The following is a 24,647-nucleotide window of genomic DNA, read 5'->3' as shown; positions in this document are numbered from 1 at the left end:
ACCGCGCGCGCCGCTGGCCCGCCGCTTCGGCGCATCGCTGCTATTGCGCCTCGACCAGGCGCTCGGCCGCCTCGACGAAGCCGTGTCGCCGCGCCTGCCGGTCGCGCCGCTTTCGGTCGAACGCCACCTCGCCGAGCCGATCATGCTGACCGAGGACATCGAGCAGCTGACAGGCATGCTGGCGGCCACATTGAAGAAGGACCTCGAGCGTCGCGGCGAGGGCGCAAGGCGGCTGGCGCTGCTGCTCTTTCGCGTCGATGGCGGCGTCAGCCGCATCGCCGTCGGCACCTCGCGACCTTTGCGCGAGCCGCTGCTGATCCAGAAATTGTTTCACGAAAGGCTTGCCGCGCTCGAACAGGATATCGACGCCGGCTATGGTTTCGATCTCGTGCGCCTCTCGGTGCTGACCGCCGCCGCCTTCGACATGCAGCAGGCAGACCTTGCCGGCGAGACGAACGACGGGGGCGCCGACATCGCGCTTTTTGCCGACCGCATCCGCGCCCGGCTCGGCGAAGGCGCGGTCTTGAAGCCGGTCGCCGTCGAGAGCCATCTGCCGGAGCGCGCCGTCGCCGCCATTCCCTTCGCCGAAGCGCCGCAGAGAAGCTCGCCGCCGAAGCAGCCGGACAAGGTGAAGGATGCTCCCACGACCGTCTTCCAGCCGGAACGGCCGATCCGGCTTTTCCGTTCGCCCGAGCCGATCGAGGTGCCGGCCACCGAAATGCCGGAAGGCCCACCTTTGAACTTCCGCTGGCGGCGCGCGCTCTACCGGGTCGCGCGCGCCGAAGGGCCGGAGCGCATTGCGCCTGAATGGTGGCGAGAGGCGGCGGGACGGGAAGATGCGCCGACCCGGGACTATTTCCGCATCGAGGATGCCGACGGCCGCCGTTACTGGCTTTACCGCCAAGGCCTCTACGGCGCCTCGCAGCCCGCTCCGCGCTGGTTCATGCATGGAGTCTTCGCATGAATGCGCTGACAGCCGTTCCCTATGCCGAATTCGGCATCCAGTCGAACTTCTCGTTCCTGCGCGGCGCCTCGAAACCGGAGGAGCTGGTGGTCGCGGCGAAATTCATGGGGTTTTCAGCGATCGGGCTCGCCGACCGCAATACGGTGGCGGGCGTCGTGCGCGCCTGGCAGCAGGCCAAGGTGGAGGGTGTTTCCTATCATCCCGGCTGCCGCCTGGTATTTTGCGACGGCACGCCGGACATTCTCGCTTACCCGCAGAACCGCAAGGGCTGGGGCCATCTCTGCCGCATGCTGACGCAGGCCAATTTGCGCGACGAAAACGAAAAGGGAGCAACGCTTCTCAAACAAAGCGATCTTCTCGAATGGGGCGATCTCTTGTCGCTGGCCATCCTGCCGGATGTGTCGACGGGCGCGGCCGATAGCCTTGCTGTGCTTAGCCGGCTCACGGATCGCTTCGGCGAAAGCCTGCGGTTTGCGGTTTCGCCGGATTACCGCGGCAGCGACCGCTTCCGTATCGAGCAGGCGGCGGCGATGGCCGAACTGGCCGGCATCCCGCTGATGGCGACCAACGATGTGCTCTACCATACGTCGGAACGGCGCCCGCTGCAGGACGTGCTGACGGCGATCCGCCTCAATGTGCCCGTCGCCGAGGTGGGGCTGGAACTGGCGGCCAATGCCGAGCGTCATTTAAAGCTACCGCTGGAGATGGCACGGCTTTTCCGCAGGCATCCGCAAGCGCTGGCGGAAACGCTGCGTTTTGCCGGCGAGCTGAGCTTCTCGCTCAGTGACCTGCAATACAACTACCCCGACGAGCCGACGGAATCGGGCCTCGGGCCACAGGCCGAGCTGGAAAGGCTGGCCAAGGAGGGGGCCGCCATCCGCTACCCCTCGGGCGTGCCCGCTTTTGTGACGCAGCGCATCGAGGAGGAGCTCGCTCTGATCGAGCGCCTGAACTACGCGCGCTATTTCCTGACTGTCTACGACATCGTCAAATTCGCCCGCAGCCAGAACATTCTCTGCCAGGGGCGCGGCTCCGCCGCCAACTCGATCGTCTGCTTCTGCATCGGCATCACCGAAGTTGGCCCGGACAAGATCGACACGCTTTTCGAGCGCTTCATTTCCGAAGAAAGAAACGAGCCGCCCGACATCGATGTCGATTTCGAGCATGAAAAGCGCGAGGAGGTCATCCAGTACATCTATTCCAAATACAGCACCAAGCGCACCGCGCTGGCCGCCGCCGTCGTCAGCTACCGCGGCCGCTCTGCGGTGCGCGAAGTGGCCAAGGCGATGGGCCTGTCGGACGACGTCCGGAGCGCGCTGTCCAGTTCGATCTGGGGCTGGTCGACCTCGGAGCTCGGCGAAAAGGAGACAAAAGCCGGCGGCCTCGATCAGACCGATCCCTCGACAAGGCATGTGATCGAATGCGCCAACGAGATCATGGGCTTTCCCCGCCATTTGTCGCAGCATGTCGGCGGTTTCGTCATCACAAGGGACCGGCTCGACGAGATCGTACCCATCGTCAAGACGGCGATGGACGAGCGCAAGATGGTCGAGTGGGACAAGGACGACCTCGACGCGGTGAAAATCCTTAAAGTGGACGTGCTGGCGCTCGGCATGCTGACCTGCCTGCAGCGCGCCTTCACCCTGCTCCAGGATCATTATCCCGAGGCGCGGGACGCATATGGCCAACCCTATGTGTTGGCCACTCTCCCGGCCGAGGACAAACATGTCTACGACATGATCTGCCGCGCCGACACGATCGGCGTCTTCCAGATCGAATCGCGCGCGCAGATGTCGATGCTGCCGCGGCTGCGGCCGAAAAACTTCTACGATCTCGTCATCGAGGTGGCAATCGTGCGGCCCGGCCCGATCCAGGGTGACATGGTCCACCCTTATCTGCGCCGCCGGCAAGGCAAGGAAAAGCCCGAATACCCGAAGCCGGAACTGGAAAAAATACTCGGCAGGACGCTGGGCGTGCCGCTGTTCCAGGAACAGGCAATGAAGATTGCCATCGTTGCCGGCGGCTTCAGGCCGGGCGAGGCCGATGAATTGCGCCGCGCCATGGCCACCTTCAAGCGCACCGGCACGATCGGCAATTACCGCAAGAGGATGGTCGACGGCATGGTTGCCAAGGGCTACGAAAAAGACTTCGCCGAGCGTTGCTTCAAGCAGATCGAGGGCTTTGGCGAATACGGCTTTCCCGAAAGCCATGCCGCCTCCTTCGCCCTGCTGGTCTATGCCTCCTGCTGGTTCAAGACCTTCTATCCCGACGTGTTCTGCGCCGCGATTCTGAATTCCCAGCCGATGGGTTTTTACCAGCCGGCTCAGCTTGTCCGCGACGCGCATGATCATGGCGTCGAGATCCGAGAGGTCGACGTCAACTTTTCCGGCTGGGATTGCGCCTTGGAGCAATCGCCTTTCGATCCGGCCCGCATTCTCGACCGCCATGTTCAAATGCGCGGTGTCATCCGGACCAGCCATGCCGTCCGGCTTGGCTTTCGCCAGGTCAAAGGCCTGTCGAAGGAGCGCATGGAAGCATTTGTGGTGAGGCGCGGCGACGGCTACACATCCGTGCGCGATGTCTGGCTGCGCTCGGGCCTCAACGTCGACGAGATCGAAAAGCTGGCGCAGGCCGACGCCTTCCGCTCGCTTGGATTGAACCGCCGCGACGCTCTATGGGCGGTCCGCGCGCTCGACGGCAAGAGTGCCGCCGAAAAGCTGCCGCTGTTCGATCAGCCGGCGATCCGCTTGCGCGATCTCGAGCCTGAAACCCGGCTCCCGACAATGCCGCTCGGCGAGCACGTCGTCCACGACTACCGCTCGCTCGGCCTGTCGCTGAAGGCGCACCCGGTCGCCTTCCTGCGTCAAAGGCTGGATCGGTCCGGCGTCACGCCCAATGCGCGGCTCGGCCAGGTGCGGGACGGCCGGCGCGTTTCGGTCGCCGGCCTCGTGCTGGTGCGGCAGCGGCCGGGCAATGGCAAGGCGATTTTCCTGACGCTGGAAGACGAGAATGCGGTCGCCAACATCATTTTCTGGGAAAGGACTTTCGACCGCTTCCGCCCCATCGTCATGGGCGCACGTCTCATCCGCGTCACCGGCAAGCTGCAATCGGAATCGGACGTCATCCATATCGTCGCCGAGAAGGTCGAGGATCTGACGCCGTGGCTGTCGGTGCTGCTGGAAGAGGCAGGACCTGAGCCTTCGAGCCGTACAGACGAGGCTCGGCCGGGCAGCATCGCGCAAACGGAATTATTGGGAAAGGCGGAGAAGGTCATGCCCAAGGGACGCAATTTTCAATAGGCCCCCTGTCTTCGTCAGAGCGTTGCTGCGGTGCGGAATTTGATGACGGCAGGACAGAGGGGCGCGCGAAGGATCGCTGCGGAGCGGCCCTTATTCCGAGCCACCCAGGCGCGGCGGTGGCATGGCATCGTCTATGGCGATGACCCGCGCCTCCGATGGCAGCATGATAGGAATGCCGTCCCGCACCGGATAGGCAAGCTTTGCCACCCGCGAGACAAGCTCGCCGCGCTCCGGATCCCAGGCAAGCGGCCCCTTGGTCAGCGGGCAGGCCAGCAGTTCCAGCAGCTTGGGATCGACAGTCCTGTTCCCGTCACGTCCATCCGCCATTCGATCCGTCCTTCCACAAGGCAACCGCTTCGGGGTTTCGCGCGCGGACTTCCCTTCTCCCCTTGTAGGAGAAGGTGGCCGAGCGAATCTCGGTCGGATGAGGGGTGTTCCAGCTTGGCACCGACGGCACTCCGTCCAGCACCCCTCAACCGTCTCGGCGCTACGCGCCGATCCACCTTCTCCCACAAGGGGAGAAGGCAAGAGCCTACTGCAAACTCGAACCGAAATCCTCATTGTCGCGCGCCAGCGCCATTTCGGTGATGGCGATCAGCGTTTCGGCACGTGTCTTTAGATCGGCCGCTTCGAGCAGCGCCTGTTTCTCGGCCGGCCCGTAGGGCGCCATCATCGACAGCGCGTTGACCAGCATGGCGTTTTCGGCGCGGCTGACGCTTTCCCAGTCGGCCTCCAGATCGTTGGCCTGCAGATAGGCGCGAAACGCTTTGAGCAGCGCCGGCCGGTCGATCTCGGCTTCCGCCTGGTCGTCGTCGAGATCGGTGAGAAAGGGTGCCAACCGGCACTGGCGAAACGGCGTCCTGACGGTGAGTTCCTGGACAATGCGGAACCGGCACACGCCCTGCAGCGAAATCAGATAACGACCGTCGCCGCTCTCGGACAGCGCGATGATGCGCCCGGCACAGCCGACATTGCAGAGTTCCGGCTCGCCGTCGGGACGCAGCGCACCGTCGAGGCTGGGCTGGATCATGCCGATCAGCCGCGCCCCGGCGATCGCCTCATCGACCATCTGCAGATAGCGCGGCTCGAAGATGTTGAGCGGCATGCGGCCTCCCGGCAGCAGCAATGCGCCCTCAAGCGGAAAGATCGGCATGGTCGACGGTAAGTCCGCAGCGAGTCGGTAATGCGCGTTTCCCGCCTGCACCTCAATCCTCCGATCGCTTCGTCAGGAAGCGCACCAAACCCGTCTCCTCCCGGCCGGCACAAGGCGCGACACCGGAAACCCGAAATCGAATGCCGTCCGAAAACCTAATCTGGCGCAGCCGCCGCCGACCGCAAGCCCGCCGGACAAAACAGTCTGCGCCGGCTCAGGAAAACAGCAGCGACGACAGTTTGCGCCGTGCCGACAGCGTTGCCTCGTCGGTCATGCCCCATGCCTCGAAGAGCTGCAGCAACTGGGTTCTGGCGCCATCGTCGTTCCACGAGCGGTCGGCCTTGATGATCGCCAGCAGATTGTCGGCCGCCGCCATGCGATCACCCTTGGCGTTCTGGATCATCGCAAGCTCGAACCGCGCCTGGTGATCCCCGGGATTTTCGGCCAGCCGCCGTTCCAGTTCCGCCGGATTGCCGAGCACTGCTGCTTGCGCGGCGAGCGCCATCTTGGCGCGCAGCGCGGCGAGCTGCGGCGCATCCTTCTTTGCCTCCGGCGCCCGCGCCAGCATCGCATCGGCACCTTCGGTATCGCCGGCCTCGAACAGCAGATCGCCCAAGCCGGCGATCGCCTCGATCGTCTCCGGCGCCTGTTCCAGGATAGCGTCGTAGATGTCGGCCGCGGTCTGCACGTCACCGGCCTCGCGCGCCTCGGCGGCCGCGGCCAGCGCCTCGGCCACTTGCGGTGCGCCACCATCCTTGCCGCCGACCTTCTGGATGAATTGCGTGATCTGGCTCTCGGGAATGGCGCCCATGAAGCCGTCGACCGGCTGGCCGTCCTTGAAGGCAATGACCGCCGGTATCGACTGGATGCCGAGCTGGCCGGCGATCGATGGATGGTCGTCGATGTTCATCTTGACCAGCTTGACCTTGCCGCCGGCGGCTTTCACCGCCTTTTCCAGCAGCGGGGTCAATTGCTTGCAGGGGCCGCACCATGGCGCCCAGAAATCGACCAGCACCGGCTGGCGGCGCGATTCCTGGATGACGTCGGCGGCAAATCCAGCGGTCGTGGTGTCCCTGATGACGTCGGCCGGCACCTCCGCAAGTGCGACCTTCTCACGCGCGGCATCGGTGCCGCCATACTGCACGGTGGTGGCATACTGACCGCCATTGCTGCCAAATGGCCCGCCAAAGGGGTTGCTATCGCTCATCTCGTCGCCCTTTCGGTCGCGCCGCCGGCCAAGGGACGGGCGCAACATCCTTCTTCAGAACCCGGTTTCAGTCACCCCGGTCTCAGTCACCCATGTGGCGATCATGCCGAGACTTTCAAGATAACAGCATCATGTCCGGTTGCCTCGACGAATTTGACCAGGTCCGTGGCGGCGATGGAAGTCGTCGCCTCATTGGTCAGCGGGTGGGCGTTGACCACAGCATGGCTCATCAGCTCCTCGTCGAGAACGACCTTGACCCTTCGCTCCGTGTCGTTGATCAGCCCGAAAACGGTGACCGCGCCCGGGACGACGCCGAGAAGCTCTATCAGCATCTCCGGCCGGCCGAAAGACACGCGGCCCGCGGCGCCGATCAGATGATGGATCTGCTTTAGATCGACCACCGCCTCCTCGCCGACGCTGACCAGGAAGAAATTATCTTTCTTGTCCTTGAGGAACAGGTTCTTGGTGTGGCCGCCGGCGATCTCGCCGCGCAGCACCTGCGAATCGGCGACAGTGAACAGCGGCGGATGCCGCTGTGTCGATACCTCGATCCCGAGTCCGGCAAGAAAGGCGAAAAGGTCGGCTTCGGTCTTCGGCATCGGTCTTTCTTCTGATNGATACCTCGATCCCGAGTCCGGCAAGAAAGGCGAAAAGGTCGGCTTCGGTCTTCGGCATCGGTCTTTCTTCTGATGGCCCGCTTTCAACGGCTTGTTCGGCCTACGCCGTTTACGGCCAATGATGCGGCCAAGACAAGCCCGTCGCGCAATGCAGGGGTGATTGCCTTGCGACGTGTCGCGGGACGGCTTGTCCGCATTGCCGGCGAAGCAAAAAGCCTGCGAATTCCCTGTTGCAATCGCCGCGCTCTTCAGCCATATAGGCGCGGCTTGCGGCCCGAAAGCCGCGCGAGCGGGTGTAGCTCAGGGGTAGAGCACAACCTTGCCAAGGTTGGGGTCGAGCGTTCGAATCGCTTCACCCGCTCCAGTTTCTCTCAAGGGAAATCAAGCATCGAAAAGCCGCGGTCCGCCGCGGCTTTTTCGCATTTGGGCGGCACAGGTCGCACTTGCCAGCAGGCGCTGCGGTCGCGCCAAGTACGCTGCAGATAGAATTCAGGACTTTTGCGTGTCGTCCTCGGACCAAGGTCCGTCTTGCAGAATGCTCTATTTGAACGGAACTTGTTGGACAGCGGGCTCCACTTTGGAAAGTCCTCACGTTTCTCACTGGAACCCATCCTGGCGGGAGGGCCACTCGAAGGAGGAATTATGAAAACGCGCACCTATCTATTCGCAGCGGCGGCCGCTCTCACCCTTGTCGCGTCTCCGGTCCTCGCTGCCCCCGGCGGCAATGGCGGCGGGAACGGCAATGGCGGCAGCCACGGCAACGGCGGAAACTCGGCTGGGGCCGGCTCGCAGGGACACGGAGCCGCCACCTCGGCCGCGGCCAAGGACAAGTCGACGACCGGAGTTGCTCATGCAATGGCGGTCGTTGCCACGACACCGGCCTCACCGCAGGCCACCCTGGCCTTGCAGGCAGCGCTGGATAGGAAGGCCGCGAAAGACGCGGCAAACACTGCCGACGACACCTCTGACGAAACCGAGTAAGCATTCGAAACTGACAACTTGTCGCGTTGAAAGCCGTGGTTCGCCGCGGCTTTTTTTCGTTTCCCCGCCTGGCGTTCGAACTCTCAAGGCCTTTGATGCATGTCGCGCAAAACTGTGCAGCGGTTTTGCGACACCGACATGCATGAAACAAGAACCTGAAGCGCGTCGCATGAGGCCGGTCGAACGCAACGCGCTTTTAGGGTCGGCAGGTCAACAGCGCTTCCAGAAAAAAGCTGCTCCACAGCGGCCCTGAAGCTACGCTGAGGCCAAACGCCGCCGCATCGGCGTCGGATTCGATTGCATGCGAGGAGATCCCGTGACGGGCTTTGTCGACCGAGAACGCGCAACAGACCTGATGCAGCGTGCCAATATCGAGGCATTGGTGCTTTGCGAGCCTGAGGCATTCCAATATGCCACCGGCGCCTGGATCGGCCCGGCCGGCCTGTTCCGCCGGGCCGGCGCCGGTTTCGTGGTCATCCCGAGACGAGACGACCTGCCGATCGGCGTAGTGGTTGCCGATTTCCAGGCTGCCCAGCTCCGGGCGGCGGTGGCGGATGCCGTGGTGCGCACGCATCCGATCTGGATCGAATCCGCGTCGCTTGAGCCGGCGACGGCCGGCCGGCCCGTTGCGCAGCGCATCGAGGCCGGCCTGGTTGGCCGCGCCCCCGGTTTTGCACGTCCAGCGACCTTCGAGCTTGCCCGCTCTGTCCGCGAGCTGAAGACGATGCTCGCCGAATTCGGGCTGGAGCGTGCAACGCTCGGCATCGAGCTGGATTTTGTCTCGGCCAGCGATTTGTCCGCGATGCAGGCGATGTTGCCCGGCACGGCCCTGGTCAACGGCTCGCCGATCCTCGACAGGCTGCGGGCAATCAAATCGCAAAGCGAGATCGACCTTCTGCGGCAGGGCATCGTCCTGTCGGAAACCGGCCTGTCGCGACTGCAGCAGCATGCGGCGACCGGCATGCGTCAGTCGGAGCTGGTCGCGCTCTACCGGCAAGGCGTCGCCGAAGCAGCCGCCGGGTCCTCGCTGCAAATCTCGACGGCGGAATACGTCACACTGGGCGCTCGGCCCAAAAGCGCCGATGTGGCAGCCACCGCCGGCGATCCGCTGAAGGCCGACATGGTCTGCAGCGTGAACGGCTATGCCTCCGACATGTCGAGGAATTTCACCTTCGGGCCGCCGTCGCCCGAACAGGCCGAATTGCATGCGATAGCCGAGCGCGCCTTCGCCGATGGGCTTGCCGCGCTTATGCCCGGAAAGCCGTTCGCCGGCGTGCATCGCGCCGCCAGCGAAAGCCTGGCGCGCCAGGGCCTGCGTTCCTATCGCCGCGGCCATTTCGGCCACAGCGTCGGCCATTCCGTGTTTTCCGAGCAATGGCCGTTCATCTCGGCCGACAGCGATGTCGTGATCGAAGCTGGCATGGTGCTGGCATTCGAGATCCCGCTCTACATCGACGGTCTCGCCAGCTTCAATCTCGAAGACCAGTTCCTGATCACCGCGAACGGGCCGCTGCCGATGAACCGCTTGCCGAGGCGCCTGGGGACTATAGGCTGAATCCAGCCGGTGCCCTTACCTGGCGCCGGCCACGCCCCTGCGGAAATCCGACGGCGACATGCCGGCAAGCTTGCGGAACGATTTGTTGAAGGCGCTGAGCGAGCCGAAGCCCGATTCCATGGCGACGCGCAGTACATTGGCATCCTGATGCATCAGCAGCGCCTGCGCGTAGCTGAGGCGCAGCAGATTCACATATTCGTTGAGCGTCATGCCGGTCGATTTCTTGAAGATGCTCATGGCGTATTTGGGATGGATGTCGGCCGCCGCGGCGATGTCGACGCAATCGATCTCGTAGAGGAAATTCTCGGCGATGAAGTCGCACATGCGCCCGACATTGCGCAGCGATTGCTGATCGAAGGGACTGCCTATCTCCTGTTCGACCGGGGTTTCGGGGGCGAGCCGGTAAGGCTCGAAGCGCACCCGCTCCAGCCGCAGCAAAAGCTCGTTGACGGCATGCTCGGCCTTGACCGGGTCGCCGGAGCGGGCATAGCGGTTCCAGCGCTCGAAATTGTGGTCGTCCGACCGGTCGGTGGCGTCGGTTACCAGCGTCGCGCCCGTCATCAGCCTGTTGCGGACGTCGACCGGCAAATGCAGCCGGAAGAAATGCACCAGCGGCAGATGCGCGCCGGCATAGATGGCATCGTCGGAGGCTTCGTCCATCTGGTGCGGCAGGCCGCCCCAGAACAGACACATGTCGCCAGCAGAGAGCGAAAGCTCGTGCCCGTCCATGCGGTAATGCACGGCCCCGCGCACGATGAAATTCACCTCGACCTGGGCGTGCCAATGCGGCTTGAGCATCACCAGGGGCTGGGTGTGAAACATCTGCAGCAGCAGCGGCAGGCCCTCCACGCTGCTGGCGCCAGGCTGGTAAAACGGCCTTTCCGGCATCTTACTTTCCGCTCATTTCTTATTCCCTTTGTCGCGGACAAGGCTTTCCCGAGGCCTAGTCTAGCCACGCTCGCAAACAGAGAGCAACTGAAATGGGAGGATTTCAATGCGCATAAAATTGACCTGCGCCGCGCTCGCGCTTGCCTTGGGCTCCAGCCCGGCCTTTGCGCAGTCCGGTGAAATCACGATCTGGAGCTGGAATATCGCCGCTTCGTCGCTGAAGGCCACCATAGCGGGCTTCAACAAGCAGTTTCCCGACATCAAGGTCACGGTCGAGGACCTCGGCAACCAGCCGACCTACGACAAGTCGATCGCCGGCTGTGCCGCCGGTGGCGAGGGCCTGCCGGACATCGTGACGATCGAGAACGGCGAAGCGGAAAACTACTGGAGCCAGTTCCCGGATTGCTTCGTCGACCTGCACACGCTCGGCTACACCGCGGAAGACCAGGCAAAATTCCCCGACTTCAAGCGCACCGAGCTCGAGGTGGACGACAAGGCCTATGCGATGCCGTGGGATTCGGGGCCGGTGGCGATGTTCTACCGACGCGACTTCTACGAGAAGGCCGGCGTCGATCCGTCCTCGATCAAGACCTGGGACGATTTCATCGCTGCCGCCAAGAAGATCCAGGCCGCCAATCCCGGCGTCACGATGACCAACGCCGATTTCAACGGCGATTCCGAATTCTTCCGCATGATCTCCAACGAGCAGGGCTGCGCCTACTTCTCCGCCGATGGTCAATCGATCACGGTCAACCAGCCCAAATGCGTCGATGCCATGACCAAGATCAAGGAGATGAAGGACGCCGGCATCATTTCCTCTGCCGACTGGAGCACCAAGATCACCAACAACACCGCCGGCAAGGTCGCCACGCAGATGTATGGCGGCTGGTATGAAGGCACCGTGCGCACCGAATCGCCCGATGGGACAGGCAAATGGGGCGTCTATTTGATGCCGAGCCTGACCGCCGACGGTCCGCACGCCGCCAATCTCGGCGGCTCCTCGCTCGCCATCACCTCGGTGTCGAAGAACAAGGAAGCCGCCTACGCCTATCTGAAATACACGCTAGGGACGAATGAGGGCCAGATCACCATGCTGAAAGGCTTCGGCCTGGTGCCGTCGCTGATTTCGGCGCTCAACGACCCCTATGTCTCCGAAGGCCTGCCCTATTGGGGTGGCCAAGCCGTGTGGAAGGACATCCTCGGCACCTTGCCCAAGGTCGTCCCCAGCCGTGGTACGCCGTTCCAGAGCGACGCCGAAATCATCATCCGCGCGGTGCAGACCAAATATCTGGCCGGCGGCTATCCCGACGCCAAGGCAGCGCTCGACGATGCCGCAAGCCAGATCGCCGCGGCGACCGGCCTGCCGGTCAAGTCGTGATCTGACACGGAATGATCCCAGAGTCAGTTACCGGGCGCTTGCGCTGCCCCTCACCCTTACCCTCTCCCCGTGAAGAACGGGGAGAGGGGGTCACCAGCGTTGCGGCCCAGCCCCTTCTCCCCGTCACTTACGGGGAGAAGGTGCCGGCAGGCGGATGAGGGGCGGCACCGGCCTTCGAACAAGCCGCCGTTTGCGGCGCCGCATCACCTGAAACATCAACACCGCGCGCCCCAGCAGGCGAAAGCAGAAAGGAGGAGAACGATGCGCTACCAGAACGCCACGGCGTATCGCTTCCTTGCGCCCTATCTGCTGATCTTCTCGATCTTCTGGCTGTGGCCGATCATCGATTCCTTCCTGATCTCGTTCCAGGCGACGCGCACCGTGCCGTGGCGGTTCGCGCCGACCTTCAACTGGGGCCGGCTGATCGGCGATCCGGCCTTCTTCAATGCCTTGAAGAACACATTGCTGATCCTTGTCATCCAGGTGCCGGTGATGATTTCGCTGGCGATTGTGATGGCGGTGCTTTTGAATTCGCCGCTGCTCAAGGCGCGTGGCCTGTTCCGCTTTGCGTTCTTCGCGCCGGTTGTGGTCGGCGAGGTCGCCTATTCGGCGGTTTTCCGGCTGATGTTCAATCTGGACTACGGCATCATCAATAAATTGCTGAACAGCATCGGCCTGCCCAGCGTCGACTGGTTTACCAACGTCACCCCGGCGATGGCGGTCATCATGATGGCGGTGACGTGGCGCTGGGCCGGCTACAACGCCATCATCCTGCTCGCCGGCCTGCAGTCCATCCCCGAGGATGTTTACGAGGCGGCGACCCTGGACCGGGTCAGCAAGGTCAAACAGTTCTTCTACATCACGCTGCCGCTGCTCAAGCCGATCATCGTGTTCTGCGCCGTGCTGTCGATCATCGGCACCATGCAGCTGTTCACCGAGCCCTTCCTGATCACCGAGCGCGGCGGGCCGGGCGGCGGCACCGAAACGCTCGGGCTGCTGCTTTACCGCCAAGGCTTCCGGTCGCTCAATTTCGGCTACGCTTCGGCCATCGCCTACACCATGGCCGGGCTGGCGATTGCCATTTCGCTGGTACAGATATGGCTGACGAGGGAACCGAAATGACCTCGCGCTCCCCAATCAGCCATTCCCGAGTCAGCCGTTCCCAGGCCAGATTGGGCCGCAGCATCGCGCTGCATCTGTTCCTGACGCCGCTGGCGCTGGTCTGGCTGTTTCCGCTGTGGATGATGGTGGTTTTTTCCACGATGCCCGACAACGGCATCTTCAGCCCCGACATCGAGCTTTTGCCGCACGGCAATTTCCTCGACAATGTCAGCAATCTGCAGCGCGGCACCAATTTCATCGGTGCCATCGGCATCTCCGTCTCGGTGGCGGTGACCTACACCTTCCTGTCGGTGATGCTGACCTCGATGGCCGGCTGGGCGCTGGCGCGTTACAACTTCTTCGGCAAGGGCATGGTCGTCGCCATCATCTTCGGCACCATCACGCTGCCCTATGCGGTCGTGCTGATCCCGCAATTCATCATGGTGGCACGCGACTTCAAGCTCGCCAACACCTGGGTGGCGCTGATCGTGCCGCCGCTGTTCAATTCGCTGGGCGTGCTGTTCATGCGGCAGAGCTTTTCGATGATGCCGCACGAACTGTTCGACGCCGCCAAGGTCGAGGGCGTCAAGGAATGGCGGATATTCCTGTTCGTCGCACTGCCTCTGGCGCGGCCGATGCTGGCAGCGCTCGCCATCATCCTGTTCCTTGCCTCCTGGAACAACTATCTCTGGCCGCTGCTGATCAATTCCAAGCCGGGCGCAATGACCGCGCCCGTGGCGCTCGGCACGCTGATCGGTCTCACCAAGGTGTCCTGGGGCGGCATCATGGCGGGCGCGGTGATGCTGACGGCGCCAATGCTCGTCGTGTTCGTGCTTCTGCAGCGCCATTTCGTCGCCGGCATCGCCGCCGGCGCTATCAAGTAAGGATCAGCATGGCGGCAGTCACACTCAAAAACGTCATCAAGCGCTTCGGCGTCTTCGAGATCGTCCACGGCGCCAATATCGATATCGATGACGGCGAATTCGTCGTCTTCGTCGGCCCTTCCGGCTGCGGCAAGTCCACGCTGCTCCGGATGATCGCCGGGCTCGAGGACATCAGCGACGGCGAGATCGCCATTGGCGGCAAGGTGGTGAACGACGTCGAGGCGGCCGATCGCGGCATCGCCATGGTGTTCCAGTCCTACGCGCTCTATCCGCACATGACGGTTGAGCAGAATCTGAGCTTCGGCCTGAGAATGACCGGCAACCCCAAGGCAGATACCGAGCGGCGGGTGAAGCGGGCTTCCGAAATCCTGCGCATCGCCGAGCTGATGAAGCGGCGGCCGCGGCAATTGTCGGGCGGCCAGCGCCAGCGCGTCGCCATCGGCCGCGCCATCGTGCGCGAGCCGCAAGTGTTCCTGTTCGACGAACCGCTCAGCAATCTCGATGCCGAGCTCCGGGTGCAGATGCGCGTCGAGATATCGCGCCTTCACAAGGAGCTTGGCGTTACCATGGTCTATGTGACGCACGACCAGACCGAGGCGATGACGCTGGCCGACAGGATCGTCGTGCTCAACGCCGGTAATATCGAGCAGATCGGCGCGCCGCTCGATCTCTACGACGACCCCGCCAACCGCTTCGTTGCCGGCTTCGTCGGCTCGCCGAAGATGAATTTTCTGGCGGCGAAAGTGGTCGGAACCGACAACAGCGCGGCGATCGTGGAGCTGGTCAACCATCGCGGCGTGCGACTGCGCAAGCCGCTTTCCGATGCCTTGCCTGCGATAGGCGGCGATGTCGTGGTTGGCGTGCGGCCGGAGCATTTCTTCGACGCCGGCCAGGGCGATTGCGACCTTACCCTCAAGGCCGACGTCGCCGAGCACTTGGGATCGGTGAGCTATGTCTATGCCAATTCCGGGACCGGGGGCGGGCGCGAAGAACTGATCATCGAGCGCGAGGCCTCACGGCATCGCGCCAACGGCGACGACCTGGTGGTGTCGATCAAGGCCGACCGCTCGCTTCTCTTCGACGCCACCGGCGCACGCATTCGCTAACCCATCTTTCTTTTGTCCGATCGCGATTGCTCGCGGCCACCCCACGGAGATTTGACATGACTTCCAAACCAGAAAAAATTCGCTGGGGCATTCTCGGGCCCGGCAACATCGCCAAGGCCTTTGCCGGCGGCGTCGCCCATTCGCGCACCGGCACCTTGGTCGCCTTAGGGGCGCGCAATCCCGGCAAGGCCGGGCTCACCGAGGCTTTCCCCGGCGCCCGCATCCTCGACGGCTACGAGGCTTTGCTTGGCGATCCGGATGTCGACGCGATCTATATTTCGACGCCGCATCCGAGCCATGCCGAATGGGCGATCAAGGCAGCCGAGGCCGGAAAGCATGTGCTTTGCGAAAAGCCGCTTGGCCTGACCGCCTTCGAGGCCGACGCGATGATCCATGCGGCGCGCAAGGCCGGCACCTTTCTCGGCGAAGCCTTCATGTACCGGCTGCATCCGCAGACGGCCAAGCTGGTCGAGCTGATCAGTGCCGGTGCGATCGGCGAGATCAAGATGATCAAATCCAGCTTCGGCTTCGCCATGCCGGGCTTCATGCCGGAGCACCGGCTTTACGCCAAGGATCTTGCCGGCGGCGGCATCCTCGATGTCGGCGGCTATCCCGTGTCGATGGCGCGGCTGATTGCCGGCGCCGCGGCGGGAAAGCCCTTCGCCGAGCCGGACAAAGTGGTGGGTACTGCGCATCTCGGCCAATCCGGTGTCGACGAATGGGCGTCGGCGCTGTTGCATTTTCCGGGCGGCATCGTCGCGGAAGTCTCCTGCAGCATCTCGCTCGCTCAGGACAATGTCTTGCGCATTCTCGGCAGCAAAGGCCGCATCGAGGTGGCGGACTTCTGGTATGCCGGCGGCCAGCAAGGCGGCACCGGCGAAATCCGCATCATCCGTCCGGGTAACACCGAGGTGGTCGAGGTCAAGGAGGACGGCTGGCTTTACGCGTTCGAGGTCGACGCCGCCGGCGAGGCCATTCTCGGCGGGAAGCAGGAGTTCGCCTGGCCCGGCATGGGCTGGGCCGACAGTCTCGGCAATCTGCGCGTGCTCGACAAATGGCGTGCCGCGATCGGGCTCGAATACGACATCGAGAAACCGGCAAAGCGCGTCAACACGATCTCCGGACGGAAGCTGCGCTCCGGCGGGACCGCCATCTCCAAGCGCAGCATTCCGGGCCTGCCGCGGCGGGCCTCGTGCCTGGCGCTCGGCTTCGAGGATTTCCGCACCTTTTCGTCGGGCGCCATCCTGCTCGACGCCTATTTCGAGGCCGGCGGCAATCTGTTCGACACCGCCTTCGTCTACGGTTCCGGCTATACCGAGACCCTGCTTGGCCAATGGCTGAAAAACCGCGGCGTGCGCGAGCAATCCGTGGTCATCGGCAAGGGCGCGCACTCGCCGCTCTGCTATCCCGACGTCATCGGCAAGCAGCTCACCCAGTCGCTCGAGCGGCTGCAGACCGACCATATCGACGTTTATTTCATGCACCGCGACAATCCGGACGTGCCGGTCGACGAATTCGTCGATGCGATGGACCGCGAGGTCAAGGCCGGCCGCATCCGCGGTCCGTTCGGCGGCTCGAACTGGACGATGGAACGCATGGACGAGGCGATTGCCTATGCCGAGCGCACCGGCAAGCAGAAGCCCGGCGCGCTTTCCAACAATTTCTCCTTGGCCGAGATGCTGGAGCCGATCTGGGCAGGCTGTGTCACCTCCTCCAGCGACGCGTGGAAGGCCTGGCTCACCGCCCGGCAGATGCCGAATTTCGCCTGGTCGAGCCAGGGCCGCGGCTTCTTCACCGACCGCGCCGGCCGCGACCGGCGCGACAATGAGGAGTTGGTCCGGGTCTGGTACTCGGACAAGAATTTCGGCCGTCGCGACCGTGCCATCGAGCTCGCCAAGCGGCTGGGCAAAAGCCCGATCCACGTCGCGCTCGCCTACGTCCTGGCGCAGCCCTTCCCGTCCGTCCCGCTGATCGGGCCCCGCTCGCTCGACGAATTGGAAGACAGCCTCCAGGCGCTCGACATCTCACTTTCGCCGGACGATCTTGCATGGCTGGATAGCGGTTCGGATCAGGCCCGCGCGCGGGCCTGACAGCAGGGAGAAAGGTTGCTAGAAGATGCGCTATGCGTGACTCGTGGGTTGGAAACGAGCTGATCAGAGTGCTTCTCGAGAACGACTCAGTGCACTTGGAGTTTGCTGGCGTTACCGTCCAACTCTGGACTTTATTCAAGGTGGCCTACGACGGAGGGCCTGACGTCTGGATAAAACCGGATAACCGTAGCGGCGATTTAAGCTTAATCTGGGCTTTGGTCGGAACGCGACTTGTAGAAGTAGCCTTGGAGGACACGGTTCGGGTCAGATTTGACAACGGCACGGAAATCATGGTCCCACCTGGCAACCGCCGAGGAGCCGTTATAACGGGAGTAGATGGCTACGATCCCTTCTGAATTTTGTACTGGCCCTACCGAATTTTGCGCGGCTTCTGGCACTCTTGGTCGACGAGGAGGATAGATGCTCGACATCTCACCGTCGAAACAGGCGGCCACCTGGCTCGGTTCTTTTGCGCGAGCGCTCGAAGCGGGCGACGTCGAGGCCGCAACCAATCTGTTCGTCGAGGACTGCTACTGGCGCGATCTTTTGACCTTCACCTGGAACATCAAGACGATGGAGGGGGCGGCCGCGATCCGCGACATGCTGGCGGCGACGCTGGCAACCACAAGGCCTGCTCAATGGCAGCTCAGCGGCGAAGCGACTTCGGACGAAGGCACCATCGAAGCCTGGTTTTCTTTCGAGACGTCATCGGCGTGGGGCCAAGGCATCATGCGCCTCAGGGACGGCAAGTGCCGGACGCTGTTCACGGCGATGAGCGATCTCAAGGGGTTTGAAGAGCGCAAAGGCCCGGCGCGGCCGCTGGGCGTCCGCCACAAGGCCGATCCGGAACGCGAAACCTGGCTGGAGGCAAGGCGCCGCGAGGCGCGTGACCTCGGCGTTAGCCAGCAGCCCTATTGCCTGGTCATCGGCGGCGGCCAGGGCGGCATCATGCTGGGGGCGCGGCTCAGGCAATTGGGCGTGCCGGCCATCGTCATCGAGAAGAACGCCCAGGCCGGCGATTCCTGGCGCAAGCGCTATCGCTCGCTCGTGCTGCACGACCCGGTCTGGTACGACCATCTGCCCTACATCCCGTTTCCCGAGAACTGGCCGGTGTTCACGCCCAAGGACAAGATGGGCGACTGGCTGGAGATGTATACGCGCGTCATGGAGCTCAATTACTGGACCTCCACGACATGCGTCAGTGCCTCCTATGACGAGACCGAAAAGGTCTGGACGGTCGAGCTCGACCGCGCCGGCGAGCGCATCACGCTGAAGCCGAAGCACATCGTCTTCGCGACCGGTGCTTATGGCCCGCCCAGGCGCATCGACCTGCCGGGCGCCGAGGTCTTCAACGGCGAAATCCTGCATTCCAGCCAGTATTCCAGCGGCGAGAAATTCCGCGGCAAAAAGGTCGCCGTCATCGGCGCGGCAAGTTCCGGCCATGACGTCGGCGTCGATCTCTGGGAGAGCGGCGCCGAGGTGACGATGGTCCAGCGGTCGCCGACGACGGTGGTCAAGTCGGACACGCTGATGGAGATCGGTTTCGAGATATTTTCGGAAAAGGCGCTGGCCCGCGGCATCACCACTGAGAAGGCCGACATGATCGTCGCCTCGACGCCGTTCGCGCTGCTGCCGCAAGGCCAGCGGGCGCTTTACGACGTCATCAAGGCGCGCGACGCGGCTTTCTACGACCGCTTGCGCGGCACCGGCTTCGCCATCGATTTCGGCGACGACGAGACTGGGCTCCTGATGAAGGCCTACCGCACCGGCTCGGGCTTCTACATCGACGTCGGCGCCTGCGATCTGATCATCGACGGCGAGATCGGCATCCGTAGCGGCGTCGGGATCAAGTCGCTGACGCCGACAGGCATCCTCTTCGACGACGGCACGGAACTGGCGGCCGACGCGATCATCGCCTGCACCGGCTATCTCTCGATGAACGAGACAGTGGCGGCGATCGTTTCGCGCGAAGTCGCCGACAAGGTCGGGCCGTGCTGGGGGATTGGCTCGGGCGTGAAAGGCGACCCGGGTCCGTGGCAAGGCGAGTTGCGCAACATGTGGAAGCCGACAGCGCAGGAAGCGCTGTGGTTCCACGGCGGCAATCTTGCGCTGTCGCGCTTCTATTCAAAATTCGTGGCGCTGCAGATCAAGGCGCGCATGGAAGGCATTCCGACGCCAGTCTATGGAGCGCCGGTGCGATAGGGCTGCCTTTCCCTTCTCCCCTTGTGGGCCTGTTGCGTAATTCGCTGATTGTGATTCTCTGAGGTGGACGGTCTGAGGGAATCGCGATGGCAGTGAAGCAGACGGGCCAGTTGAGCTTGGCGGAGGCTTTTCTAGGCACCAAGCTTGTGGGCGGCACTTCGCCGCTCGACCGATTGTCGGGTCTTGTGAAGTGGTATCGGTTTGAGAAACTGCTCAACCCGCTGCGTGATGGCGGTCCGGGTCGGGCGGCTTGGCCACCGCTGGTCCTGTTCAAGGCGCTTTTGTTGCAATCGCTCTACGGGCTTTCGGACCGTGAGTTGGAAGAGGCGCTTGGCGACCGGCTGTCGTTCCGGCGCTTTGCCGGGCTCGGGCTGGAGGAGAGCATTCCCGATCACACGGTGCTTTCGCGCTTTCGCAATCTGCTTGTCGGCGAAGGTCTGCTCGATAAGTTGTTTGGCGAACTGGACCGGCAGTTGGAGAAGGCCGGCGTGATCCTGAAGCGTGGCACGATGCTGGATGCCACGCTGATCAATGCGGTCTCGTCACCGCCGACGCTTGAGCGGCCGTCGAAGGATCCAGATGCCCGCATTACCGCGCGGCAGGGCAAGGGCGGCTTCACCTTCGGCTACAAGGCTCATGTCGGGGTGGATGAGGGCTCTGGCCTGATCCGCACGGTGATCACCACACCAGCCAACGTCAACGACACGGTCGTGGCTGACACCTTGATCTGCGGCGACGAGAAGACGGTTTGGGCGGACGCGGAACTGTCAGGAATTCTGTGCGCGAGGCCGGTTTCGTCATTGGCTGACGAACCTTTCGCCGAAGACGACGGCGNCCCCCGCAAACAAGCGAACAACCGCCGCAACCCCGCCGCCGCAAGCTTTGCTCATGACTGCCCAACAGGTCCACAAGGGGAGAAGGGAAGGTTTCTACGCATCCGCCCTGAACGTCTGCTTCTGGATACCCAGCCCTTCGATACCGAGCTCGACCACATCGCCGGGCTTCAGGAACACCGGCGGCTTCATGCCGAGGCCGACGCCGGGCGGCGTGCCGGTCGAGATGATGTCGCCTGGATGCAGCGACATGAACTGGCTGAGATAAGACACGAGATAAGCGACGCCGAACACCATGGTCTTGGTCGAGCCGTTCTGCATGGTCTTGCCGTTGACCGTCAGCCACATCGGAATGTTCTGCGGGTCCTTGACCTCGTCCTTGGTCACCAGCCACGGGCCGATCGGCCCGAATGTGTCGCAGGACTTGCCCTTGGTCCACTGGCCCTGCCGCTCGGCCTGGAAGGCGCGTTCAGAGACGTCATGTGCGACGCAGTAGCCGGCGACATAGTCCAGCGCCTCGGCTTCGGTGACATATTTAGCGGTCTTGCCGATGACCACGCCGAGCTCGACTTCCCAATCGGTCTTCACCGAGCCGCGCGGGATCAGCACGTCGTCGTTCGGCCCGACAATGGCCGAGCTTGCCTTCATGAAGATGATCGGCTCCGGCGGCACGGTTGCGCCGGTTTCTGCGGCATGGTCGGAATAGTTGAGGCCTATGCAGATGAATTTGCCGGTGCCGGCGACGCAGGCGCCGATGCGCGGTTTGCCGGAAACTGCCGGCAGCGATTTCGGATCGAGCTTCGACAATGACTCGAGCGATGCCGGGTCGATCGCCCTGCCGGCAATGTCGGTGACATGGGCGGAGAGGTCGCGGATCGTTCCATCCGCATCAAGGAGGCCAGGGCGTTCGCTCCCCGCCTCGCCATAGCGTAGCAGTTTCATGCAGTTTTCTCCCAGTTGCGACCAGAGGCCGTTTGCAAACTCGCTCCGCTGCGGCGAATGGCGTGGGTTTCGAGAACCGGAGCGGAGCGTACTTAAAGTACGTGAGCCTAGGCAAGCGCGGACGCCGCGCCAGGCGCCCGGCAGAATTGGATTTTCAGACTCCTAGATCGACCAGCCACCGTCGATATTATAGGCCTGCCCCGACGTATAGGTGGCACCGGCGAGATAGACGGCGAGGTCGGCGATTTCCTCGGGCGTGCCGAGCCGGCCCATCGGCTGACGGGCGATGAAGGCGGCGCGGGCTGCTTCGTAGTCGCCCTGCGCGTGCATGCGGTCGTGCAGCGACGGGCTTTCGACCGTGCCCGGGCAGATCGCATTGCAGCGTATGCCCTTGCCGACATAGTCGGCGGCAACCGATTTGGTCAGGCCGATAACGGCCGCCTTGGTCAGGCCATAGACGAAACGGTTGGGCACGCCCTTGGTCGAGCTGGCCAGCGACGCCATGTTGATGATCGAGCCGTCGCCGCGCTCAAGCATGCCGGGCAGCACGGCGCGGATGGCGCGGATCATCGAGCGGACATTGAGATCATAGGCAAAGTCGAGATCGCCGTCCTTCATCTCGAGGATCGAGCCGGAATGGACGAAGCCGGCGCAGTTGAACAGCACGTCGACGGCGCCGATCTCGGCAAAAGCGACGTTCACCGCCTCGTCGTTTAGGACATCCAGCTTGCGGGTCTTGATACCGGGGGTCTTGCCGAGGTCGGCGAGCACCACTTCGTTGATGTCGGTGGCATGGACGACGGCGCCGGCCTTGGCGAAAGCCAGCGCACTTGCCCGGCCGATGCCTTGCGCCGCCGCCGTGACGACAACGACCTTGCCTGTCAGATCCGCCATGCTTTTCTCCTCGCCCGTCTGTGATCGTTCGGCTTTTTACCGGCACAAGGCCGGGGCGCAATGTGCCAGACGGGCACCACCATCCCGCCTGTTTCGATATTCGCCCTGCCGGCCAAATGTTTTTTCTCGGTAAAGAACATCTTTTGGCCCGTCAAGCCCGGACGTCCCTCCGGGACACTCAGTCGCCGTAGGGCACCCAGACGTTCTTGACCTCGATCGCACGGCGCAGCAAGGCATCGCCGGCTGCTTCGCCCGACGCCCAGTCGAGGCTGTGGCCGTTGCCGGTCCAGACACGCTTGAGATTGCCGATGGACTCGGCCTCCGCCTTGGCACAGGTCTCGGCATCGGCGAACATCCAGAGCCCGTCGACATCGTCGTGCTTGGCCAGCACGCCGGCCAGCTCGGCGCTACGGCCCGTAACGATATTGATGGCGCCCGCCGGAACGTCGGAATATTCGATGACCTGGTAAAGGTCGGTGGCAAGCAGCGGGTATCGTTCGGACGGCACGGCGACCACGGTGTTGCCCATGGCGAGCGCCGGCGCAACCAGCGAGATCAGGCCGAGCAAAGGTGCGTTGTCCGACGCGACGATGCCGACGACGCCGACCGGTTCGTGCAGCGCCAATGTGACGGCACGGGCCGGCGGCTGGTGGACGCGGCCCTCGAACTTGTCCGCAAGCCCGGCATAGAGGAACAGCCGCTCGATCGACAGCTCGACCTCTTCACCCGCCGCCTTGGCCGTCGCGCCGGTGAGCTGGGTCAGACGGGCGGCAAACTCGTCGGCGCGGCCGGACAGGTTTTCGGCCAGATAGTAAAGCACCTGGCTGCGATTGTAGGCGGTCGCTTCCGGCCAGGCCTTGCAGGCGCGCGCGGCCGCGACGGCGTCGCGGATATCCTTGCGGTTGCCGAGACCGACCTCGCCGGCGAGCTTGCCCTTGGCGCTGGCGACGGCAAGGGAATAATTGCCGTCCGGCCGGACCTGCTTACCGCCGATGAACAGCTTTGCCGTGCGGTCGATGGCATCGCCTTCCGGGCGCTCGATGGGCTGGGCAGTGGCCACAGCCGGTTTGATGATCGGGCCGAGCGGCAGTTTTGCCGAGAGGTACTCGAACATGCCCTCGCGCCCGCCTTCGCGGCCGAAGCCGCTCTCGCGATAGCCGCCGAAGCCGCAGGCGGCGTCGAACATGTTGGTGCCGTTGACCCAGACGACGCCGGCCTTCAATTGCGGCGCGACGTGCAGCGCAAGATTGATGTTCTCGCTCCACACCGAGGCGGCCAGGCCATAGCGTGTGTTGTTGGCGAGCTCGACCGCTTCCTCGGTATTGCGGAAGGTCATGGTCGCCAGCACCGGCCCGAACACCTCTTCCTGGGCCAGAATGTTAGCCGGCGAAACACCTGTCGCCAGCGTTGGCAGATGGTAATAGCCCGAGGCGGGCAGTGCCGAGTCCGGCTGCCAGCATATCGCGCCCTGCTTGGCGCCTTCGGCAATCAGGCCCTTGACGCGGTCGAGTTGGGTCAAATCGACCAGCGGGCCGATATCGGTGTTCTTGTCGAGCGGGCTGCCGACGCGCAGCCGGCTCATCCGCGTCTTGACCTTGGCGATGAAGGCGTCGGCGATGCCTTCCTGCACCAGAAGGCGCGAGCCGGCACAGCAGACCTGGCCCTGGTTGAACCAGATGCCGTCGACCAGACCCTCGACGGCGCTGTCGAGATCGGCATCCTCGAAAACGGCGAAGGCCGACTTGCCGCCAAGCTCCAGCGAAAGTTTCTTGCCCGAACCGGCGGTGGCCTTGCGGATGATCTTGCCGACCTCGGACGAACCGGTGAAGGCGATCTTCTGGATGCCGGGATGATTGACGATTGCCCCACCCGCTTCCGGCCCGCCCTGGACGATGTTGACGACGCCCTTCGGCACGCCGGCGCGTTCACAGATCTCGGCAAACAGGATGGCGGTGAGCGGCGTGAATTCCGCGGGCTTCAGCACCACGGTGCAGCCCGCAGCGAGCGCCGGCGCGATCTTCCAGGCCAGCATCAAAAGCGGGAAGTTCCACGGGATGATCTGGCCGACGACGCCGATGCCCTTATGGGCTGGAAAGTCCCTGTCCAGCGCCTGCGCCCAGCCGGCATGATGGATGAAATGACGGATCGCCAGCGGCACGTCGATGTCGCGGCTTTCGCGGATCGGCTTGCCGTTGTCGATCGATTCCAGCACCGCGAACAGCCGTTGGTGGCGCTGCATGGCGCGGCCGATGGCATAGAGCACTTTGGCGCGTTGATAACCGGTGCTGGCGCTCCATTTCGGCAGCGCTTTTGTGGCGGCCGAAACCGCCGCATCGATATCGGCAGCACCGGCATCCGAGACCTTGGCCAGCAATTTTCCGGAGGCGGGATCGCTGGTGTCGAAGGTCTTTCCATTTGCAGCTGCTTTCCAGTCGCCGCCGATGAACAGGGCTTTCGAGAAATCACGGGTCGTCAGCCAGGCATCGGCCTCGTTGCGGGCCTCCGGCGCCGGGCCGTAATCCATGGCGTGATAGCGTTCGAGAATGTTCATGA

18 protein-coding genes, 1 tRNA gene and 1 pseudogene are annotated in these 24,647 nt (G+C 63.5%); 12 read left to right on the top strand and 8 right to left on the bottom strand.

The window, feature by feature from the left end; all coding sequences use genetic code 11:
* Together X760_RS61540 and X760_RS61535 are read left to right on the top strand one after the other, a co-directional pair.
* The coding region (locus X760_RS61540; RefSeq protein WP_023720582.1) for a DUF6504 family protein at positions 1-964 on the top strand (964 nt) is incomplete at its 5' end.
* Positions 961-4,263 carry an error-prone DNA polymerase gene (locus X760_RS61535; protein WP_023720581.1) on the top strand — a complete coding sequence of 1,101 codons (3,303 nt, stop codon included), beginning with the start codon at positions 961-963 and terminating at the stop codon, positions 4,261-4,263. The genes X760_RS61540 and X760_RS61535, both read left to right, overlap by 4 nt.
* Positions 4,264-4,353: 90 nt before the next feature.
* Here X760_RS61535 and X760_RS61530 read toward each other — a convergent pair whose 3' ends face one another.
* The 4 genes from X760_RS61530 to X760_RS61515 all read right to left on the bottom strand — a co-directional run bounded on the left by X760_RS61530 (position 4,354) and on the right by X760_RS61515 (position 7,222).
* On the bottom strand, positions 4,354-4,590 hold the full coding sequence (locus tag X760_RS61530; RefSeq protein ID WP_023720580.1) for a Trm112 family protein: 237 nt from the start codon (positions 4,588-4,590) through the stop codon (positions 4,354-4,356).
* A 205-nt stretch (positions 4,591-4,795) separates the two neighbouring features.
* Entirely contained in the window at positions 4,796-5,467 is a 672-nt protein-coding gene (locus tag X760_RS61525; RefSeq protein WP_023720579.1) for an LON peptidase substrate-binding domain-containing protein, read from the bottom strand.
* Between the two features lie 163 nt (positions 5,468-5,630).
* Positions 5,631-6,623, bottom strand: a complete 993-nt coding sequence (gene trxA, locus X760_RS61520; protein ID WP_023720578.1) for a thioredoxin — start codon at positions 6,621-6,623, stop codon at positions 5,631-5,633.
* Positions 6,624-6,724: 101 nt separating this feature from the next.
* The gene (locus tag X760_RS61515) at positions 6,725-7,222 is read right to left on the bottom strand and encodes a prolyl-tRNA synthetase associated domain-containing protein (protein WP_023720577.1); all 498 of its coding nucleotides are present in this window, start codon (positions 7,220-7,222) and stop codon (positions 6,725-6,727) included.
* A 307-nt stretch (positions 7,223-7,529) separates the two neighbouring features.
* On the opposite strand from X760_RS61515, the gene X760_RS61510 reads away from it, so the two are divergent.
* The 3 genes from X760_RS61510 (at position 7,530) to X760_RS61500 (ending at position 9,776) form a co-directional block, all read left to right on the top strand.
* Positions 7,530-7,604 (top strand) — tRNA-Gly (locus tag X760_RS61510).
* A gap of 278 nt (positions 7,605-7,882) precedes the next feature.
* Positions 7,883-8,221, top strand: a complete 339-nt coding sequence (locus X760_RS61505) for a hypothetical protein (RefSeq protein ID WP_023720576.1) — start codon at positions 7,883-7,885, stop codon at positions 8,219-8,221.
* Between the two features lie 316 nt (positions 8,222-8,537).
* Complete coding sequence (locus X760_RS61500; RefSeq protein ID WP_023720575.1) at positions 8,538-9,776, top strand: Xaa-Pro peptidase family protein; 1,239 nt, start codon at positions 8,538-8,540, stop codon at positions 9,774-9,776.
* A 15-nt stretch (positions 9,777-9,791) separates the two neighbouring features.
* On the opposite strand, the gene X760_RS61495 is transcribed toward X760_RS61500, so the two are convergent.
* Positions 9,792-10,664 (bottom strand): helix-turn-helix domain-containing protein, encoded by an 873-nt coding sequence (locus X760_RS61495; RefSeq protein ID WP_023720574.1) that lies wholly within the window; start codon positions 10,662-10,664, stop codon positions 9,792-9,794.
* Positions 10,665-10,770: 106 nt separating this feature from the next.
* Here X760_RS61495 and X760_RS61490 point away from each other — a divergent pair, with 106 nt between their 5' ends.
* The 7 genes and pseudogenes from X760_RS61490 to X760_RS75035 all read left to right on the top strand — a co-directional run.
* Positions 10,771-12,042: an ABC transporter substrate-binding protein gene (locus X760_RS61490; RefSeq protein WP_023720573.1), complete on the top strand. Its 1,272-nt coding sequence runs from the start codon at positions 10,771-10,773 to the stop codon at positions 12,040-12,042.
* A gap of 261 nt (positions 12,043-12,303) precedes the next feature.
* Positions 12,304-13,164 (top strand): sugar ABC transporter permease, encoded by an 861-nt coding sequence (locus X760_RS61485; protein WP_023720572.1) that lies wholly within the window; start codon positions 12,304-12,306, stop codon positions 13,162-13,164.
* Complete coding sequence (locus tag X760_RS61480; protein ID WP_023720571.1) at positions 13,161-14,027, top strand: carbohydrate ABC transporter permease; 867 nt, start codon at positions 13,161-13,163, stop codon at positions 14,025-14,027. Before X760_RS61485 ends, X760_RS61480 begins: the two co-directional genes overlap by 4 nt.
* A gap of 8 nt (positions 14,028-14,035) precedes the next feature.
* Entirely contained in the window at positions 14,036-15,133 is a 1,098-nt protein-coding gene (gene ugpC, locus X760_RS61475; protein WP_023720570.1) for a sn-glycerol-3-phosphate ABC transporter ATP-binding protein UgpC, read from the top strand.
* Between the two features lie 56 nt (positions 15,134-15,189).
* Positions 15,190-17,223 (top strand): aldo/keto reductase, encoded by a 2,034-nt coding sequence (locus tag X760_RS61470; RefSeq protein ID WP_023720569.1) that lies wholly within the window; start codon positions 15,190-15,192, stop codon positions 17,221-17,223.
* Between the two features lie 420 nt (positions 17,224-17,643).
* Positions 17,644-19,425 (top strand): NAD(P)/FAD-dependent oxidoreductase, encoded by a 1,782-nt coding sequence (locus X760_RS61460; RefSeq protein WP_023720567.1) that lies wholly within the window; start codon positions 17,644-17,646, stop codon positions 19,423-19,425.
* Between the two features lie 86 nt (positions 19,426-19,511).
* Positions 19,512-20,186, top strand: a pseudogene (locus tag X760_RS75035) (IS5 family transposase); the annotation flags it as partial.
* Positions 20,187-20,354: 168 nt separating this feature from the next.
* Here X760_RS75035 and X760_RS61450 read toward each other — a convergent pair.
* The 3 genes from X760_RS61450 to X760_RS61440 form a co-directional block, all read right to left on the bottom strand.
* Positions 20,355-21,200, bottom strand: coding sequence for a fumarylacetoacetate hydrolase family protein (locus tag X760_RS61450; protein ID WP_023720565.1), 846 nt, complete (start codon positions 21,198-21,200; stop codon positions 20,355-20,357).
* Between the two features lie 162 nt (positions 21,201-21,362).
* Positions 21,363-22,094 carry an SDR family oxidoreductase gene (locus tag X760_RS61445; RefSeq protein WP_023720564.1) on the bottom strand — a complete coding sequence of 244 codons (732 nt, stop codon included), beginning with the start codon at positions 22,092-22,094 and terminating at the stop codon, positions 21,363-21,365.
* Between the two features lie 178 nt (positions 22,095-22,272).
* The gene (locus X760_RS61440) at positions 22,273-24,645 is read right to left on the bottom strand and encodes an aldehyde dehydrogenase family protein (RefSeq protein ID WP_023720563.1); all 2,373 of its coding nucleotides are present in this window, start codon (positions 24,643-24,645) and stop codon (positions 22,273-22,275) included.
* Positions 24,646-24,647 lie beyond the last annotated feature (2 nt).

It is taken from the genome of Mesorhizobium sp. LSHC420B00, from assembly GCF_000503055.1.
Lineage (GTDB): Bacteria > Pseudomonadota > Alphaproteobacteria > Rhizobiales > Rhizobiaceae > Mesorhizobium.
Note: the sequence above shows the minus strand (reverse complement) of the source record. Positions and strands in the feature narration are given on the sequence as shown.